The organism is Pantoea cypripedii, from assembly GCF_011395035.1.
GTDB classification, from domain to species: domain Bacteria; phylum Pseudomonadota; class Gammaproteobacteria; order Enterobacterales; family Enterobacteriaceae; genus Pantoea; species Pantoea cypripedii_A.
Map to the genome: position 1 here is coordinate 2,029,724 of NZ_CP024768.1, position 17,383 is coordinate 2,047,106.

The following is a 17,383-nucleotide window of genomic DNA, read 5'->3' on the forward strand; positions in this document are numbered from 1 at the left end:
GGAGAAAAATTATGTCGAAAACATCCGTAAAATCCACCGCGCTCGAACAGCGGGTAAGCCTGGCACAGCATGGCTTTGCCCCCTGGTCGATGCAGATTATGACGCGCTACGGCCTGCTGCTGCTGTGCGTGTTGCTAACCCTGCTGTTTTCCGTGCTGTCACCGTCGTTCGCCACCATGCTGACGTTACAGGCGATTCTTGCCAGTAAAGCCAAAATTGCCCTGCTGGCCCTGGCGGCTACGCTGCCGATGATCGTCGGTAAGATCGACCTTAACGTCGGTTTCGGTATTGTGTTGTGGCATATCCTCGCCATCACCTTACAGGTGGAATATGGCTTCTCCTGGCAGATGGCGGTGCTGACGGTGCTGGCGATCTCGGCGTTGTATGGTCTGCTCAACGGCATTCTGGTGGCGTTAGCGGATATTGATAGTTTTGTCGCCACCCTCGGTTCCGGCACCGTGTTATACGCCGTGGCCTTGTGGCACTCCGGCGGACGCCAGATTGTCGGCGATCTGCCCGATGCCTTTAGCGCGCTGCACCATACCGAGCTGTTCGGTATCCCCATCGGCGCGTTCTATGTGCTGGCTGTGGCCATCGTGTTGTGGCTGATCACCGAACACACCCCGCTGGGACGCTGCATGTATGCGGTAGGTGGCAATCCTGTTGCGGCACGCCTGAACGGTATCGCGGTGAACAAATACATCATCGGCACCTTTATTGCCTCCAGCGTCCTCACCGGCTTCAGTGGCGTACTGATTGCTGCCGAACAGGGTGTCGGCCAGGCCAGTGTGGGTATGGATTATCTGTTGCCTGCGCTGGTGGGGGCATTCCTTGGCAGCACCACCATCCGTCCGGGACGCGTTAACGTCTGGGGTACCGTGGTGGGGATCGCGATTCTCGCCATCGGTATTGCCGGTATTCAGCAGTTTGGCGGTGACTTCTGGGTTGAACCGTTGTTTAACGGGGCCACGCTGTTGCTGTCGATCACCCTTGCCGGTTACGCCCAGCGTCGCCGCATGTTGAACCAAAAAGCGGTGGTGCGCAGCCAAAGCGCACCGGCCTCTGCACCTGACCATAAACAAAAAACCATCACACCAGGGAATTCATTATGAAAAATCAGGCATTAGGTCTGACGTTTGCCGCCATGCTGGTGGCATCAGTGACCGCGCACGCAGACAGTTACCTCGACCAGGCAACCGCAGCGGTGGCAAAAGCCACCGCCAGTTCCAGCACCTGGGATGGGCCAACCACTGGACCGAAACTGCAGGCTAACAAGAAAATTATCTTTATCGCCTCTGACATGAAAAACGGCGGGGTGCAGGGGGTGCAGCAGGGATTAAGTGAGGCAGCGAAGGTCGCGGGCTGGAAACTGGAAACCCTCGACGGCGGCGGCTCGGTGAAAGACCAGCTTGCGGCGCTGAATCAGGCGATTGCCCAGCGACCGGACGGCATCGTCATCGGTGGCTGGAACCCGAACGTGGCGAAAATCCCGCTGAAAAAAGCCAGAGAACAAAAAATCGTGCTGATGGCCTGGCATGCCGAACCGCAACCGGGACCGATTGAGAAATACGGCGTCACCGACAATATCACCTCGGATTCTACCGAAGTCGCGCGTCTGGCAGCGCAGTATGCGGTAGTGCGTTCGGGCGGTAAGGCGCAGGTGCTGATCTTTACCGATTCGCTCTATCAAATCGCGCTGGATAAGGCCAACACCATGAAGCAGGAAATTGAGAAGTGCAGTGGTTGTAAGGTGGTCGAGTTTATCGATACACCGCTGGCCGATACCGCCAACCGTATGCCTTCCATGACTTTCAGCCTGTTGCAGAAATATGGCGATCATTTCCAGTATGCGTTGTCGATCAACGATCTCTATTTCGATTTTATGGCTCCGGCACTGAAAACCGCTGGCAAAGGCGGGAAAAATGCCCCGTTTAATATCTCGGCGGGAGACGGTTCCATTTCCGCGTTCCAGCGTATCCGCAATGAAGACAGCCAGATTGCCACCGTGGCGGAACCGCTCAAACTGCACGGCTGGCAATTGCTGGATGAATTTAACCGTGCTTTTGCCGGGCAGCCATCATCCGGCTATGTCACCCCGGCGCATCTGATCACCAAAGAAAATATCGGTAACGACGGCGGGCCACAGAACAACTACGACCCGGCTAACAACTACCAGGGTCACTACAAAGCCATCTGGGGTGTGCAGTAACGGAGGCCAATATGATGCAGGTGGAAAAACTCTGTTCTCCCGCGATCTGGGCCGAAGGCCCGGTCTGGCTGCCACAGCAGGATGCGGTGGTGTTTAGTGATGTGAAGGGGAACCGTATGTTTCGCTGGCAGCGCAATGGTGAACTCAGCCTGTGGCGAGCCAGCGCCAGCTACGCTAACGGCAACGCCCGCGATCAGGCGGGCCGGGTGGTGAGCTGCGAGCATGGCCGCCGTGGTATTAGTCGCACGGAGCATGATGGCAGCGTCACCATGCTGGTGGAGCGGGTTGAAGGGAAACGCTTCAACTCACCTAACGATCTGGTGGTGCGCTCCGATGGCACCATCTGGTTCACCGATCCCCCTTACGGCATCATCAACGATGAGGAGGGGTATCACGCCCATAGCCAGGTGATTGGCTGCTATCTGTACTGCTTCGATCCGGCTAGTGGGCAGCTCAGCATTGCGGCCAGCGATCTGCAACGTCCGAACGGGCTGGCGTTCTCCCCGGATGAAAGCCTGATGTATGTGGCTGATATGTCGGTAGTGGATTTCCCCATGTTGGGGCGTCGGCAGCTGCGGGTGTACCAGGTGGATGGTCGGGAACTGGTGGCAGGGCGCTTCTTTGCCGAGGTAGCACCGGGTTTTCCAGACGGATTCTGCGTCGATAGCAACGGTGATATCTACTGTAGCTGCGCCGACGGGGTGATTATCTTCGATAGCCACGGAGAGACGCGCGGCAAAATTCCGCTGCCGGAACGGGTATCGAACTGCACGCTCGGTGGCCCGGAGGGTAACGAGTTGTATATCACCGCCACCACGTCGTTGTATCGGGTGCGTATTCGTATGTAATGGGACACATTCCGTAGCGGCGCGATTTATCGCGCGGGTTTTCCGGTACCGCGCACGATATAGCGCGCCGCTACAAATGGGTGCCAGTCTGTATCAGTCGGGTCAGATTTCCCCCTGACCCGGCTTCCCCACGCCTGAAGATCGGCCAATTTGCGGGCGATCACAAAAGCAGATCAAATTTTTACTTGATTGATTTATAAGTAAAAAATTCCCACCCATTTCTTTGACTCGCCGCTGCTTTCCCCATACGATTTATTTGAAATAACATTCCAACATATGAAATTTAAAGCGTAGCGCTGGGGAGTGAGTGCCGTATGAGAATCAGTTATCAGCAGTTATATGAAGAATTCCTGCGTGTCCTGTTAAGCCGCAAGGTGCCGCAGGATAAGGCCACCGACTGTGCGGCGATGTTTGCCGAAACCAGTCTCAACGGCGTCTATTCTCATGGCGTAAATCGGTTCCCGCGTTTTATTCAGCAGCTGGATGCCGGGCATATCGTGGCCGACGCCACGGCGAAAAAAATGCTGTCGCTGGGGGCCATCGAGCAGTGGGATGCGCAACGCGGCATCGGCAATATCACCGCCCGCAACATGATGGATCGCGCTATTGAACTGGCCAGCGATCATGGCATTGGCCTGGTGGCGCTGCGTAACGCGAATCACTGGATGCGTGGCGGCAGTTATGGCTGGCAGGCGGCAGAGAAGGGTTTTGTTGGCATTTGCTGGACCAACTCGATTGCGGTGATGCCGCCGTGGGGCGCAAAAAACTGTGCCATCGGCACCAACCCGCTGATTGTCGCCGTGCCTGGCGAGCCGATCACCATGGTGGATATGTCCATGTCGATGTTTTCCTACGGCATGCTTGAGGTGAACCGTCTGGCAGGCAAAACCCTGCCGGTGGATGGCGGTTTCGACGATGAAGGTAACTACACCCGCGATCCGGGCACCATCGAAAACAACCGTCGCATCCTGCCGATGGGCTACTGGAAAGGTTCCGCGCTGTCCGTGGTGCTGGATATGCTCGCCACGCTGCTTTCCAACGGCGCATCAGTGACCGAAGTGACCGAAGACAACGGCGACGAATTTGGTATCTCGCAGGTGTTTATCGCCATCGATGTTGACCGCCTGATTGACGGCGCGACCCGCGACCACAAGCTGCAACGCATTCGCGCGTCGATTACCGGTGCCGAACGTGCTGACAGCCAGCAGGCGGTGCGTCTGCCGGGCGAAAGATTCCCGGTATTGCGGGCGGAAAACCAGCGCCTTGGCATTCCGGTGGATGAACGTGTCTGGACGCGCATCCAGGCGCTGTAACGGAGGAGCTACCGATGATTACCGGACATATCGCTAACACTGACGCACGTCATTATCCACCGGCTATCGCCAGGGCGATTGCGTATCTCGCCAGTCACGATCTGGCAAACATCGCCGCCGGACGCTACGTAGATAGCGCCACCGGCTGGCAGGTGCAGGTGCTGGATTTGCAAACCGCCCCGGCACAGGAAAATTACCCGGAAGCCCATCGCCACCATATTGATGTGCAATATCTGGTGTCGGGTGACGAGGTGATTGGTGTGGCAAATCAGCCCGCCAGCCTGAGCATCCATCAACCCTATGATGAAAATCGCGACATCATTTTTTATCAGCACGCGCCGGATGAAACCCTGATCCGCATGGTGCCCGGCACCTTTGCGGTGTTCTTCCCGCAGGATATTCATCGCCCTAACTGTGCACCGGACCAGCCTGCGGCGATCCGCAAGGTGGTGGTGAAGATCCCGACTGCCGACCTGGAGGGGACAGCATGAGTCTGACGTCTACCGCACTGAGCCGGGAAGGTGTACCAGCGCTGCGCTGGCTGCGCATCATTCCGCCGATTCTGATCACCTGCATCATCTCCTATATGGACCGCGTCAATATTGCCTTTGCCATGCCGGGAGGGATGGATGCCGAGCTGGGCATCAGTGCCTCAATGGCAGGGCTGGCGGGCGGCATCTTCTTTATTGGTTATCTGTTCCTGCAAGTACCGGGCGGCAAGCTGGCGGTGTACGGCAACGGCAAACGCTTTATTGGCTGGTCGCTGCTGGCCTGGGCGGTGATCTCGATTCTCACCGGGCTGGCGACCAGTCAGTATCAACTGCTGGCGCTGCGCTTTGCCCTCGGGGTGGCGGAAGGCGGTATGTTGCCGGTGGTGCTGACCATGATTGGCAACTGGTTCCCGGATAAAGAACGCGGCCGCGCCAATGCCATCGTCATTATGTTCGTGCCGATCGCCGGAATTATTACCGCGCCACTGTCTGGCTGGATCATCACCAACTGGGACTGGCGCATGCTGTTCTTCGTGGAAGGGGTGCTGTCGGTATTTGTCATGGTGTTGTGGCTGTTCACCATCAGCAATCGCCCGCAGGAAGCCAAATGGATCTCTCCGGCGGAGAAGCAGTACCTGATCAAAACCCTGCATGACGAACAGTTGATGATCAAAGGCCAGAACACCCGCAAAGCCTCGCTGAGCCGGGTGATGCGCGAACCGGTGATGTGGCGACTGATTCTGGTGAATTTCTTCTATCAGACCGGGATCTACGGCTACACCCTGTGGTTGCCGACCATCCTCAAAGGTCTCACCAACGGTAACGCCGAGAAGGTGGGGATGCTGGCGATTCTGCCGTATGTCGGGGCGATCTTTGGCATGTTTCTGTTCTCGTCGCTGTCCGATGCCAGCGGTCGTCGCAAGATATTCGTGGCACTGCCGCTGGCGGGCTTTGCCCTGTGCATGGCGCTGTCGGTGGTTCTGAAGGATCACATCTGGTGGTCGTATGCCGCGCTGGTGGGCTGTGGGGTGTTTATCCAGTCGGCGGCCGGGGTGTTCTGGAGCATTCCGCCCCGCCTGTTTAACGCGGAAGTGGCCGGTGCGGCGCGTGGCCTGATCAATGCGCTGGGTAATCTCGGTGGTTTCTGTGGCCCGTATATGGTCGGGGTGCTGATTGCTGAGTACAGCAAGGATGCCGGTGTTTACAGCCTGGCGATTTCGCTGGCGATTGCTTCCGTACTGGCGTTGACGCTGCCCGCACGCTGCGACTCCGTGAAGCGGGAGGCCGCATGAACAGCTGGTTAGGACTGGACTGCGGCGGCACCTTTATCAAGGCCGGGTTGTATGACGCGCAGGGCCGGGAACTGGCGGTGGCGCGGCAAACACTGCCAGTGCTGGTGCCGGAACCCGGCCGCGCCGAACGTGATATGACGCAGCTGTGGCAACAGGCGGCGGCGGTGATCCGCGAGGTACTGACGCAAAGCGGGCAGGATGCGCAGCAGGTGGCGGGGATCGGCATCTCTGCGCAGGGCAAGGGGCTGTTTCTGCTGGATAAGCAACATCAGCCGCTCGGCAATGGCATCCTCTCATCCGACCGTCGCGCGCTGGAGCTGGTGCAGCAGTGGCAGCGTGACGGCATGCCACAGCAGCTGTATCCGCAGACGCGTCAGACGCTGTGGACCGGCCATCCGGTGTCGCTGTTGCGCTGGATTAAACAGCATGAGCCCCAGCGTTATGCCGCCATCGGCAGCGTGCTGATGGCGCATGATTACCTGCGTTTCTGTCTGACCGGGGAACTGGCGTGTGAAGAGACCAACATCTCTGAATCCAACCTCTATGACATGCAGAGTGGCGACTGGTCAGCAGCGTTGGCGCAGACCTTAGCCATCGATGAAATCATTCCGGCATTACCGCCGATTATTGGTCCGACACAGATTGCCGGTCATGTCACCGATGTGGCGGCGGCACTGACGGGCCTGCGTGCGGGCACGCCGGTGGTGGGTGGGTTGTTTGATGTGGTTTCTACCGCAGTCTGTGCCGGGCTGCATGATGAAACCCGGCTGAACGCGGTGATGGGCACCTGGTCCGTCACCAGCGGCATTACCGATCGCATCATCGATGAAGCGAATTATCCGTTTGTGTATGGCCGCTATGCCATTGATGACCAGTTCATCATCCATGACGCCAGCCCGACCTCGGCGGCGAATCTGGAATGGTTTTGCCAGCAATGGGGCATTGAGGATTACCAGCAACTGAATAACTGGGTGGCAGAACTGCCACCGGCCAGCAGCTCGCTGCTGTTCCTGCCGTTTCTGTATGGCTGCAATGCCGGGGCCGATCTGCACGGCAGTTTCTTTGGCATCCAGGCGGGTCACAGCCGTGCACATCTGGTGCAGGCGATCTATGAAGGTGTGGTGTTCTCGCACCTTACCCATCTCAACCGTATCCGCCAGCGTTTCCCGCGCGCCACCGCTCTGCGGCTGAGCGGCGGGCCGACCCGCTCCACCCCCTGGATGCAAATGTTTGCTGATGCCAGCGGGATGCCGGTCGAAGTGCCGCAGATCGCCGAGAGCGGTTGTCTCGGGGCTGCGCTGGTGGCCCTGACCGGCACCGGTGCGTATGCCTCGCTGCAACAGGCGCAGCAGGCGCTCAACCCGGAGATTGTTATCTGGCAACCGGATAGCGCCAGACACGCGCGTTATCAGCAGAAATATCAACGTTATCAGCAGCTGGTGCATGCTCTGGCAGCTGTACAAGGAGTGACCCCATGAGCCTTCCTTTGCTCCAGCTGGCGCTGGACCACACCGACCTTGATGCCGCACTCAGCACCGCGCAGCAGCTGCATCAGGAAGTCGACATCATCGAAGCTGGCACCATTTTGTGCTTCAGCGCGGGCATTGAGGCGGTACGCCGTCTGCGCCAGCAGCATCCGGGCAAAACCCTGGTGGCGGATTTTAAAGTGGCGGATGCCGGAGCCACGCTGGCACAGATGGCCTTCGACGCAGGTGCTAACTGGATGACGGTGATTTGTGCCGCGCCGCTGGCGACCTTCGCCACTGCGCTGGATGTGGCGCGCGACTACCAGGGCGATATCCAGATTGAATTGTTTGGTCACTGGACGCTGGAAGATGCACGGCAGTGGCGCAGCCTGGGGCTAACCCAGGCCATCTACCATCGGGGGCGTGATGCGCAGGCCAGTGGTCAGCAGTGGAGCCAACAGGATCTTGCTGCGATGCAGGCGTTATCGGATATGGGGTTTGCGCTGTCCATTACCGGGGGGATTACCCCGGCCGAACTGCCGCAGTTTCGCAATATCGACGTAAAGGCGTTTATCGCCGGGCGCGCGCTGAGTGACAGTGTCACCGGCGTGGAGACCGCCAGCCAATTTCATCAGGCCATTGCCAACATCTGGGGAACACCATGAAACGCCAGCATCCACTGGGAATCTATGAGAAAGCGCTGCCCGCCCATCTGACCTGGCCGGAACGCCTCGCGCTGGCGAAAGCCTGCGGTTTCGACTTTGTCGAGATGTCGGTCGATGAGACCGATGAACGGCTGGCACGGCTGGACTGGAGCAAAGAACAGCGTCTGTCGCTGGTGAACGCGATGATTGAAACCGGCGTTACCATTCCGTCGATGTGCCTGTCCGGGCATCGTCGTTTTCCGTTCGGCAGCCACGATGCCGCGACGCGTCAGCGTGCCGATGATCTGATGGATCGGGCGATCCAGCTGGCGAAGGATGTCGGCATTCGTACCATCCAGCTGGCGGGCTATGACGTTTATTACGAACCGCACGATGCCGGGACGGTAGAACGCTTTGCCGCCGGATTATCGCGTGCGGTGGAACGCGCGGCAGCGGCCCAGGTGATGCTGGCCGTGGAAATTATGGATACCGAATTTATTAACGCCATCAGCAAATGGAAGGTATGGGAGCAGCAGCAGGCTTCACCGTGGTTCTCGGTCTATCCCGATGTCGGCAACCTCAGCGCCTGGGGCAACGACGTGACCGCCGAACTGACGCTGGGCATTGACCGTATCGCCGCCATCCATCTGAAGGATACCCAGCCGGTCACCGCCGATTCACCCGGACAGTTTCGTGACGTGCCTTTTGGTCAGGGATGCGTCGATTTTGTCAGCGTGTTCCGCACGCTGAAGCAGCTGAACTATCGCGGTGCGTTTCTGATTGAGATGTGGACGGAAAAAGCCGAAGAACCGGTCGCGGAGATCGTGCAGGCGCGGCGCTGGATTGAACAGAAAATGCAGGAAGGGGGATTGCAATGAGCTTATCAACGTTGAAACAACAAGTGCTGGAAGCCAATCTGGCGTTGCCGCGCCACCACCTCGTTACCTTCACCTGGGGCAATGTCAGCGCCATCGATCGCGCCAGCGGCCTGGTGGCGATCAAACCCTCCGGCGTGGATTATGACGGCATGACGGTGGAGGATATTGTGGTGCTGGAGCTGGAAAGCGGACGCATCGTGGAAGGCAGCAAAAAACCGTCGTCGGATACCGCCACCCATCTGGCGTTGTATCGTGCTTTTGCCGATATCGGCGGCATCGTCCATACCCATTCGCGCCATGCCACCATCTGGTCACAGGCCGGGCAGGACTTGCCCGCCTGGGGCACCACCCACGCCGACTATTTCTACGGCACCATCCCCTGTACCCGCCTGATGACCGAACAGGAAATCGTCGATGACTATGAACACAACACCGGCGAGGTGATTATCGAAACCTTCCGTTCGCGCGGCATCAGCCCGACGGCGATCCCGGCGGTGCTGGTCAATGCGCATGGTCCCTTTGCCTGGGGCAAAGACGCCGATAACGCGGTGCACAACGCGGTGGTGCTGGAAGAGATTGCCTATATGGGGATTTTCTCGCGCCAGCTGACGCCGGGGATCAAAGATATGCCGCAGAATTTGCTGGATAAGCATTTTCTCAGGAAGCACGGGGCCAATGCCTATTACGGGCAGTAAAACGGTACGGATTTGTAGCGGCGCGATTTATCGCGCAATTTCATGCGCGGTGCAGGAAAAAATCCGCGCAATAAATTGCGCCGCTACGGTATCTGCAATATTTATCGCGTAATCAGCTTATTTCAGCCGATCCGCCGATCCACACACCAGAATCTTATCGCGTACCACCGCTTTCATCGCATCCATCCCCACCCGTAAATAGTAGCGGGGATCGTTACCCTGCGGATTTTCACCAAACCAGTTCTTCACCGCGCCGGCAAAGGCGATTTTCAGTTCAGTGGCGACATTGACTTTACACACGCCCAGCCCGATGGCACGACGAACATAGTCATCCGGTACGTCGCTGGCACCGTGTAGTACCAGCGGGATATCGACGCGTTGCTGAATTTTTGCCAGCCGGTCAAAGTCAATCTTCGGCGTCTGGGTATAAAGACCATGCGCGGTGCCAATCGCCACCGCCAGGCTGTCCACCCCGGTTTGTTCGACGAATTGCCGTGCTTCATCGGGATCGGTGAGAAACGCGCTTTCGTCACTGACTGCCATATCATCTTCTACGCCACCGAGGCGTCCCAGTTCCGCTTCGACGCTGCAATCGTGGCGATGACAGAAGTTAACCACCTCGCGCGTCAGACGCACATTGTCGGCAAAGGGCACATGGCTGCCGTCGATCATCGCACTGCGTACCCCGGCAGAGACTTTCGTGCGGATGTCATCAAGGGTTTCATGATGGTCAAGATGCAGCGCCAGCGGCAGGCCGTAACTGGCTGAGTAAGCTTCGCACAGCGCAAAGATCTCTTTGAACGCAATGTGTTTAAAGGTGCCAGGCGTGCCCGCCAGAATCACCGGCGATTGCATTTCCTGGCAAACATCCAGGATCGCCTGAATGGTCTCGGCATTATGGATATTAAAGGCTGGCACCGCATAGCCGCGCGCCTGCGCATCCAGCAACAGATATTTGGTCGAGATAATACCCATCAGTGTGCATCCTTATGCTGCTGCCACGGATGGATCACCACGCCCTGAACCACGCGATTCACCGTGCCGCTGGCGGAAGGGGTATCCGGGGTAATGCCGGACTTCAGTGAAGCCGTCAGGGCGAAGATCTGCGCATAGATCAGGAAGCAAAAGGCCAGCTCAACATCGTTCAGTGCCTGCGACGTGGGTAAATAGAGATGCGGACCGGCTTCAACCTCAGCAGCAGGCTGGCTGGTGATGGCGACGACGCGCAGCGCGATCTTTTCACGATGTAGCTCGGCCAGCAGGTCAAGGTCGTACTGCCGGGTATAGGGATGGCCGGAGATGAACAGCACTACCAGGGTTTTATCATCGACCAGCGATTTAGGGCCATGACGGAAGCCAACCGGTGATTCGTAGAAAGCGGCCAGTTGTCCGGCAGTGAGTTCCAGCACCTTCAGCGCGGATTCGCGAGCCGCACCCTGCAAACTGCCACTGCCAAGATACACCACCCGTTGCCAGTCGAGATGGCCAAAGGCTGACTGGCTGAAATCACCGTGGCTTTGAATGATCTTCCCGCAGCATTCAGCAACATGACTGAAACGTTGGGTGTTGAACTGCTGCGGGGCAAAAATAGCCAGGCAACTGAGCATCATGGTGGTGATGCTGCTGGTCATGGCAAAACCCCGGTCATGGGTTTCCGCCGGCATCAGACGCGCCCTGGCGTTGTCATGCTCACTGGCAAAACGATACAAATCACCGGTGGCGTTGCAGGTAATGATCAGATGGCGGCAATCGGGCACAAACTGATTGGCAAGCTGGACCGCGGCGACGCTTTCCGGGCTATTGCCAGAACGGGCAAAGGAAACCAGCAATAAAGGCTGCTCGCCAGCAAAGTAGTCCATCGGATTGGTGACTAAATCGGTGGTGGGGATGGCAGCCACATTGGCCTTCAGCTGACGTGCCAGATAAGGGGCGATGATGTCGCCGATAAAGGCTGACGATCCCGCACCCGTGAGGATGATCCTGCCATTTGGCTGGGCGTAGAAGGTTGCCAGCCAGTCATCCAGTTTGGCGCGCTGCGCGTCGAGATGTTGCAGGGCGCTCATCCAGCTTGCCGGTTGTTGCCGAATTTCTTCTTCAGTCCAGGTTTGGGTTCCCGACATGTTGGCCGCAAGGGTTTCATTCATAACAATATCCTTAAGATTAAGCCGTCACTGAAAGCCAGTCCGATAGTTTCACTACCTTTCTTTTTGCTGTCGTTTGGTTATTTAAACTGATAAGGCAATCTACAAGAAAGGAAACGAAAGTTCAACATAAGAGGGAAAGAAAAGGAAAGGGCGGGGACAGGCGCGCGCGACATCGCGCCACTACACATCAGGTGCAGGCGTGTTGGATTTGATTGCGGTGAATGGCAGGTGAGTGGAGAAAAGAACCTAAATAAAGCAGAGGGATATTTAACGGCAAAGAAATAAAGCGGTAATAATATTTACCGCGTTAACCAGAAATAAACATCAACCAACCGATGATACTGACGGCAGAGGTTAAAATATAGCCGACGCCTTCGCCTGTCATATAACGACGCATTGTCATATCTAACTGACCTATCTTGATTTTTTCACGCTGCTCGTCGGCAGTGGCGTTGAGGATAGTACGAAATGCCGCGATACCATTGGTGAGTAACAGCGAGCAAACAGCGGCAACGGTCAGGGTTAATACGTTATGCGGGGTCATAGGCTTCAATCAGTTTGTCTGTCGAAGTTTTATTCTAAGGCAAAAGCTGAAGCGCTTCAGTTCAAATTTAGCTATCAATGTTATTGATCAAATTTTCTTAGAACATCACTGAAAAAAGCGCGATAAATCGCGCCGCTACGGAAATCTGCGGTCGGTAGCGGCGCAATTTATTGCGCGCCCTTAATATACCGCAACGCCCTTAACCCACAGCTGCTGGGGAAACAGCTGGTCATTCAGCGCCAGAAGATTGGCCTGTTTCCCGGGGGAGAGGGTTCCCAACTGATGCGATATGCCCAGCAGGCGCGCCGGATGCAGGCTGGCCATCGCAATCGCCTGTTCACTGCTGATGCCACCGTGGGCGACCATATTGCGTACCGCAGCATCCAGCGTCAGCGTGCTGCCAGCCAGTCCCCCTTGCGCCGTGCGCACCACACCTGCCCGCATTTCCACATCGTGCCCACAGATGGAGTAGAGACCATCGGCCATTCCGGCGGCCCGCATGGCGTCAGTGATCAGAATGATACGTTGCTGCGCGCATTGGCAGGTCAGACGCAGGACCGCCGGATGGACATGATGACCATCGGCGATCAACTCCAGCCAGGCGCGCGCGTCGCTTAATCCCGCGCCCGTCATACCCGGTTCGCGATGATGCAAACCGCGCATACCGTTAAAGCAGTGCACCAGCCCATCGGCACCGGCATCCAGTGCCGCCAGAGTCTGGTCATAACCGGCAGCGCTGTGGCCGAGCATCACGCGAATACCGCGGGCTTTCAGGTGACGGATCGCCGCCAGCGCCGCGGGTTTTTCGGGGGCCAGTGCCACCATGCGCAGGGTGCCTTGCGCCACATCGATCAATTGATCGATCTCGTTGATATCCAGCTCGCGGAACCACTCCGGCAGGTGCGCACCACGGTTTTCCGCCGTAAACCACGGTCCTTCGAGGTAACTGCCCAGCAACCGGGCACCGGACGGATGATGGCGATAAGTGGCAATGCGCCGCAATGCCTGGATGATTTCTGCCAGCGGAGCGGTGACGGTGGTGGCCAGCCAGGCACCGACCCCTTCGCGTGCTTTATATTGCGCCAGTGTCAGCAGCGCCGAGGGATCGTCATCCATCACATCCACGCCCGCGCCGCCGTGCACATGGGTATCGATATAGGCCGGGCAGAGCAGCTCGGCATCCCGTCGCCTCTCACCGGGGGCGATTGACTGGATGGCGGTGATGGTGCCATCCACCAGGTGCAGCTGCTGATCATCGCGCCAGCCCCCTTCGCACAACAACCGCCGCGCACGAATAATTTGCTCCATCTCGCAGGCTCCTTAAGCTGGCTGGCAGGCGCAGTGATACTGTTGCAGCACATCCTGAATATGGTCGATCAACAACGCATGGGGGGTGGCAGGCAGCTGGCCCTGGCGCACTTTGGCGTATTGCAGCGGCAGATACTGGCTGATCAGCGGCAGAGGGAGCGGAGTATCCGCCAGATTGCGGATCAGCACAGTAAACGCGTCGGCAATTTGCGTATCCGGCCAGTAGTAGCGGACCCGGTCCGAATAGCTAAAGCCGCGCGCCAGACGGCGGGTATAGCTATCGCCGTGATAATGGCTTTGCCAGTAACCAGGTTTGTCGAGCATCACTTCCTCAAGCACCGTGCGCAGATGAGAGCAGGCTTTGGCGCTCAGCAGTTCCTCCTCAATACTGGCGAGGGAGAACAGCGCTTCGCGCAGGGCAAACGTCAACGCCGGGCCGACTTTCAGAATGGCGAAATGGTCGATAACCAGCTGGCGCAGGGACTCTGGCGTTTGATAATCGGTGGAGTGGGCTTCGAACAACGGCCTTCCTGCGGTTTCTGCCCACTGGCAGAGTTGTTGTGCTTTTTGCGGCTGATAATCAATGATTTGTGTATGGTCAAACTCCACGCCAGGCTGCACGACCAGGCCGATAATTCGTGGCCATAGCTCAGACAGCCCTTGTTGTTCAAAGGCGTGATGATGCGCCAGCAGGGTAGCCTGCGCCGCTTCCGGGGTGGTGACGGCCAGCTCCGCCAGCGTCTCGTGAGCGCCGCCCGGTACCGGGACTTCGGTGCCGATGACATACACCAGGTCACGGCAGCCGAAATGCTGCTGGCAGGTTTCCTCGGCAATCACCGCCAGCCGCGCGGCGCGTTGCGCCACAAGCGCATCGGTCAGGGGCACCGGATCATCGGCGCAGGACATGCTGCAATCCAGATGAATTTTCTTGAAGCCCGCCTGCACATAATGGGCAATTAATACCTCGGCATGTTGCATCGCCACCTCGGCAGTTTCCTTTTGCCAGCGATTGGGGCCGAGATGGTCGCCGCCGAGAATCAGTTGTTCACGCGGAAACTGGCATGTATCTGCCAGCTGCCAGAGGAAATCACGAAAGTCAGCGGGTGTCATACCGGTATAGCCGCCCGTCTGATCCACCTGGTTGGAGGTGGCTTCGACCAGCAGAGGCTGCTGGCGATCGCGGGCAAAGCACAGGGCGGCTTCCAGCACTAACGGATGTGCCGAGCATACGGAATAAATGCCATTTTGTTCCCCTTGCCGATGACGCGCGATAATTTCAGTCAGTAGTTTCACTTAAAGCTCCACAGGGTAAGATGCCACCCATTGACCTTTCATAACCTTTTCTTTTGCGCCGGGCAGCGATGAATGAAAGCATAGTGAAAGCTACCAGATGCATAAAACGAAAGGCAAGAAAAAGATAACGCAAGATGGAAAAGCGTTTTGTCGGTCACTCGTGGATGGCAAAGGTTGCATTTGCCCGAAAGAAAGGCGTTAATAGCCGAATCGAAATAAAACGAAAGCAATGAATGGCAGGCTAACCTTATGCAGCATTCTGATAATCCGATGGAAAAAAGCGTGGCGGCGACCAGCGAGCGGCGCGAGCAGATTATTCAAAAATTACGCCAGCAAGGTAGCGTGCAGGTGAATGACCTCTCGGCACTGTACGGGGTTTCCACCGTGACCATTCGTAACGACCTGGCGTTTCTGGAAAAGCAGGGTATTGCGGTGCGCGTTTATGGGGGGGCGCTGATCTGTGATAACGGCCAGGGCGCAGCGGAACCTTCGGTTAAGGACAAAAGTACACTGAATATTTCGGCAAAGCGTAGCATCGCCAGCGTGGCTGCCGAGCTGATTAAACCGGGACATCGGGTCATCCTCGATTCGGGCACCACCACCTTTGAGATTGCCCGCCATATGCGCCAGCATCAGAACGTCATCGCCATGACCAACGGGATGAACGTTGCCAACGCCCTGGTGGAAGCGGAAGGGGTGGAAGTGCTGATGACCGGGGGGCATCTGCGCCGCCAGTCGCTGTCGTTCTACGGTGACCAGGCCGATCATTCGTTGCAGAACTATCATTTTGACCTGCTTTTTCTCGGTGTCGATGCCATCGATCTGGATCGCGGCATCAGTACCCACAACGAGGATGAAGCGCGCCTGAATCGTCGCATGTGTGAAGTGGCAGAACGTATCATCGTGGTGACCGACTCCAGCAAATTTAACCGTTCCAGCCTGCACAAAATCATCGATACCCAGCGTATCCATATGATCATCACCGACGACAGCATTCCGCAGAACAGCCTTGAAGGGCTGCGTCGGGCGGGTATTGAAGTGGTGCTGGTTAGCCAGTAAGCATTGCGGGCGCTGGCTCGCCCGCGTCATCACTCAGACGGTTTGCGCCGGGGTAAGCAACCGGTCAAGTTTCTCCCATACCGGCGCTAAATCGACCAGCTTACGCTGCTCACGGGCTTCATCCATGGCCAGCGCCAGGATACCGGCTTCAATCGCATCCTGCGGCGAAACCGGCAACGGGCCGCCATGCAGCACATGATCGATCACCTCATGCGCCATTTGTTCATCGGCGCCGTAATGCTGCGACAGCGCGGTACGGGTGGCGTACTGCTTATCTACCGTTTTTTTGCCGCTCATGACATCGTGTACCCACAGGAAACCACGGATAAAATCGCCTTCCGCCTGGCCGCGCGACCCCATAATACAGAAGCGGCGGAACTGGTCCGGCGCATTAATATTGGTATGGAAATTCATCGCCACGCCGTTGGCGTATTCGACAATCGCCACCTGGTGGTCAACGATGTCGCCATCGCTGTCGAACACTTTATCGTCACCCAGCCAGCCGGACGGTTTCTGGTGAAACAACGTCATATCCTCCACCCCTTGCTGGCGCGGATCATTTTCCGGCACAAAGTTCCGTCGCCCGCCAAAGCTGGCAACGCGCATCGGCCGACAACCAATCAGGCTGTTGTAGAGATCGAGGTCATGGCAGCATTTCTCCAGCATAAAGCTGCCGGAGTAGCGTGAGTAGCGCCGCCAGTCGCGCATAAAAAACGCGCCGTGGTAAGGATAGATATGTTCTGAGGCTTCGACCGAAACAATGTTGCCCAGCGCACCGGACTGCCGTGCCTGCAACACGTCGCGATACATTGGCGCATAGCGCAACACCAGACCAATCAGCAGTTGTTCCTGCCCATATTGCGCCAGCAATTCCGCCAGTTGATAACTCTGTTCAAGACTTGCCACCACTGGCTTTTCGCAAAACACCTTCACGCCAGCCGCCAGCCCGATGTGAATATGCTCCAGATGCAGGTGATTGGGGGAGCCGATCATTAACAGATCGATCTGATGCGCCGCCAGCAAATCCTCTGGTGTGTCATAGGCAACGCCTGCTGCGATGCCATGCTGTTGCAGGGTCGCCAGCCCGGCAGGAGCCGGGTCGACGTAACCGACGATGGTAAAGTCTGGCGACAGGCTACTGAACACATGCCCGAGATAACCGAGACGGAACCCTAATCCAATGATGCCTACTTTCATGA

The 17,383-nt window shown here is 57.4% G+C and carries 17 protein-coding genes; 11 read left to right on the plus strand and 6 right to left on the minus strand.

What is annotated here, in order from left to right; translation table 11 throughout:
* Window positions 1-11: 11 nt before the first annotated feature.
* From CUN67_RS09455 to araD, 10 genes are all read left to right on the plus strand, one after another.
* On the plus strand, window positions 12-1,112 hold the full coding sequence (locus CUN67_RS09455) for an ABC transporter permease (protein ID WP_208715025.1): 1,101 nt from the start codon (window positions 12-14) through the stop codon (window positions 1,110-1,112).
* A complete protein-coding gene (locus CUN67_RS09460) occupies window positions 1,109-2,209 on the plus strand; it encodes an ABC transporter substrate-binding protein (RefSeq protein WP_208715026.1) in 1,101 nt (366 codons plus the stop codon). Before CUN67_RS09455 ends, CUN67_RS09460 begins: the two co-directional genes overlap by 4 nt.
* 14 nt (window positions 2,210-2,223) lie before the next feature.
* A complete protein-coding gene (locus CUN67_RS09465) occupies window positions 2,224-3,057 on the plus strand; it encodes an SMP-30/gluconolactonase/LRE family protein (protein WP_208717144.1) in 834 nt (277 codons plus the stop codon).
* Window positions 3,058-3,371: 314 nt separating this feature from the next.
* Window positions 3,372-4,370, plus strand: a complete 999-nt coding sequence (gene yiaK, locus CUN67_RS09470) for a 3-dehydro-L-gulonate 2-dehydrogenase (protein WP_208715027.1) — start codon at window positions 3,372-3,374, stop codon at window positions 4,368-4,370.
* A gap of 14 nt (window positions 4,371-4,384) precedes the next feature.
* Window positions 4,385-4,861, plus strand: coding sequence for a YhcH/YjgK/YiaL family protein (locus CUN67_RS09475; RefSeq protein WP_208715028.1), 477 nt, complete (start codon window positions 4,385-4,387; stop codon window positions 4,859-4,861).
* Window positions 4,858-6,153, plus strand: coding sequence for an MFS transporter (locus tag CUN67_RS09480; protein WP_208715029.1), 1,296 nt, complete (start codon window positions 4,858-4,860; stop codon window positions 6,151-6,153). The genes CUN67_RS09475 and CUN67_RS09480 overlap by 4 nt, the downstream gene beginning before the upstream one ends.
* Window positions 6,150-7,631 (plus strand): FGGY-family carbohydrate kinase, encoded by a 1,482-nt coding sequence (locus CUN67_RS09485; protein WP_208715030.1) that lies wholly within the window; start codon window positions 6,150-6,152, stop codon window positions 7,629-7,631. Before CUN67_RS09480 ends, CUN67_RS09485 begins: the two co-directional genes overlap by 4 nt.
* Window positions 7,628-8,284 carry a 3-keto-L-gulonate-6-phosphate decarboxylase UlaD gene (gene ulaD, locus CUN67_RS09490; RefSeq protein ID WP_208715031.1) on the plus strand — a complete coding sequence of 219 codons (657 nt, stop codon included), beginning with the start codon at window positions 7,628-7,630 and terminating at the stop codon, window positions 8,282-8,284. The genes CUN67_RS09485 and ulaD overlap by 4 nt, the downstream gene beginning before the upstream one ends.
* Entirely contained in the window at window positions 8,281-9,141 is an 861-nt protein-coding gene (locus tag CUN67_RS09495; protein ID WP_208715032.1) for an L-ribulose-5-phosphate 3-epimerase, read from the plus strand. Before ulaD ends, CUN67_RS09495 begins: the two co-directional genes overlap by 4 nt.
* Complete coding sequence (araD, locus tag CUN67_RS09500; RefSeq protein WP_208715033.1) at window positions 9,138-9,836, plus strand: L-ribulose-5-phosphate 4-epimerase; 699 nt, start codon at window positions 9,138-9,140, stop codon at window positions 9,834-9,836. The genes CUN67_RS09495 and araD overlap by 4 nt, the downstream gene beginning before the upstream one ends.
* 117 nt (window positions 9,837-9,953) lie before the next feature.
* Here araD and kbaY read toward each other — a convergent pair whose 3' ends face one another.
* From kbaY to kbaZ, 5 genes are all read right to left on the minus strand, one after another.
* On the minus strand, window positions 9,954-10,811 hold the full coding sequence (kbaY, locus tag CUN67_RS09505) for a tagatose-bisphosphate aldolase subunit KbaY (protein WP_208715034.1): 858 nt from the start codon (window positions 10,809-10,811) through the stop codon (window positions 9,954-9,956).
* On the minus strand, window positions 10,811-11,980 hold the full coding sequence (locus tag CUN67_RS09510) for an SIS domain-containing protein (RefSeq protein ID WP_208715035.1): 1,170 nt from the start codon (window positions 11,978-11,980) through the stop codon (window positions 10,811-10,813). The genes kbaY and CUN67_RS09510 overlap by 1 nt, the downstream gene beginning before the upstream one ends.
* Window positions 11,981-12,287: 307 nt before the next feature.
* On the minus strand, window positions 12,288-12,524 hold the full coding sequence (locus CUN67_RS09515; protein ID WP_208715036.1) for a hypothetical protein: 237 nt from the start codon (window positions 12,522-12,524) through the stop codon (window positions 12,288-12,290).
* A gap of 180 nt (window positions 12,525-12,704) precedes the next feature.
* Window positions 12,705-13,832, minus strand: a complete 1,128-nt coding sequence (nagA, locus tag CUN67_RS09520; protein WP_208715037.1) for an N-acetylglucosamine-6-phosphate deacetylase — start codon at window positions 13,830-13,832, stop codon at window positions 12,705-12,707.
* Window positions 13,833-13,844: 12 nt separating this feature from the next.
* Complete coding sequence (gene kbaZ / locus CUN67_RS09525; RefSeq protein WP_208715038.1) at window positions 13,845-15,125, minus strand: tagatose-bisphosphate aldolase subunit KbaZ; 1,281 nt, start codon at window positions 15,123-15,125, stop codon at window positions 13,845-13,847.
* A 249-nt stretch (window positions 15,126-15,374) separates the two neighbouring features.
* Here kbaZ and CUN67_RS09530 point away from each other — a divergent pair, with 249 nt between their 5' ends.
* Entirely contained in the window at window positions 15,375-16,184 is an 810-nt protein-coding gene (locus CUN67_RS09530; protein WP_208715039.1) for a DeoR family transcriptional regulator, read from the plus strand.
* A 33-nt stretch (window positions 16,185-16,217) separates the two neighbouring features.
* On the opposite strand, the gene CUN67_RS09535 is transcribed toward CUN67_RS09530, so the two are convergent.
* A complete protein-coding gene (locus CUN67_RS09535) occupies window positions 16,218-17,381 on the minus strand; it encodes a Gfo/Idh/MocA family protein (protein WP_208715040.1) in 1,164 nt (387 codons plus the stop codon).
* Window positions 17,382-17,383: the final 2 nt, after the last annotated feature.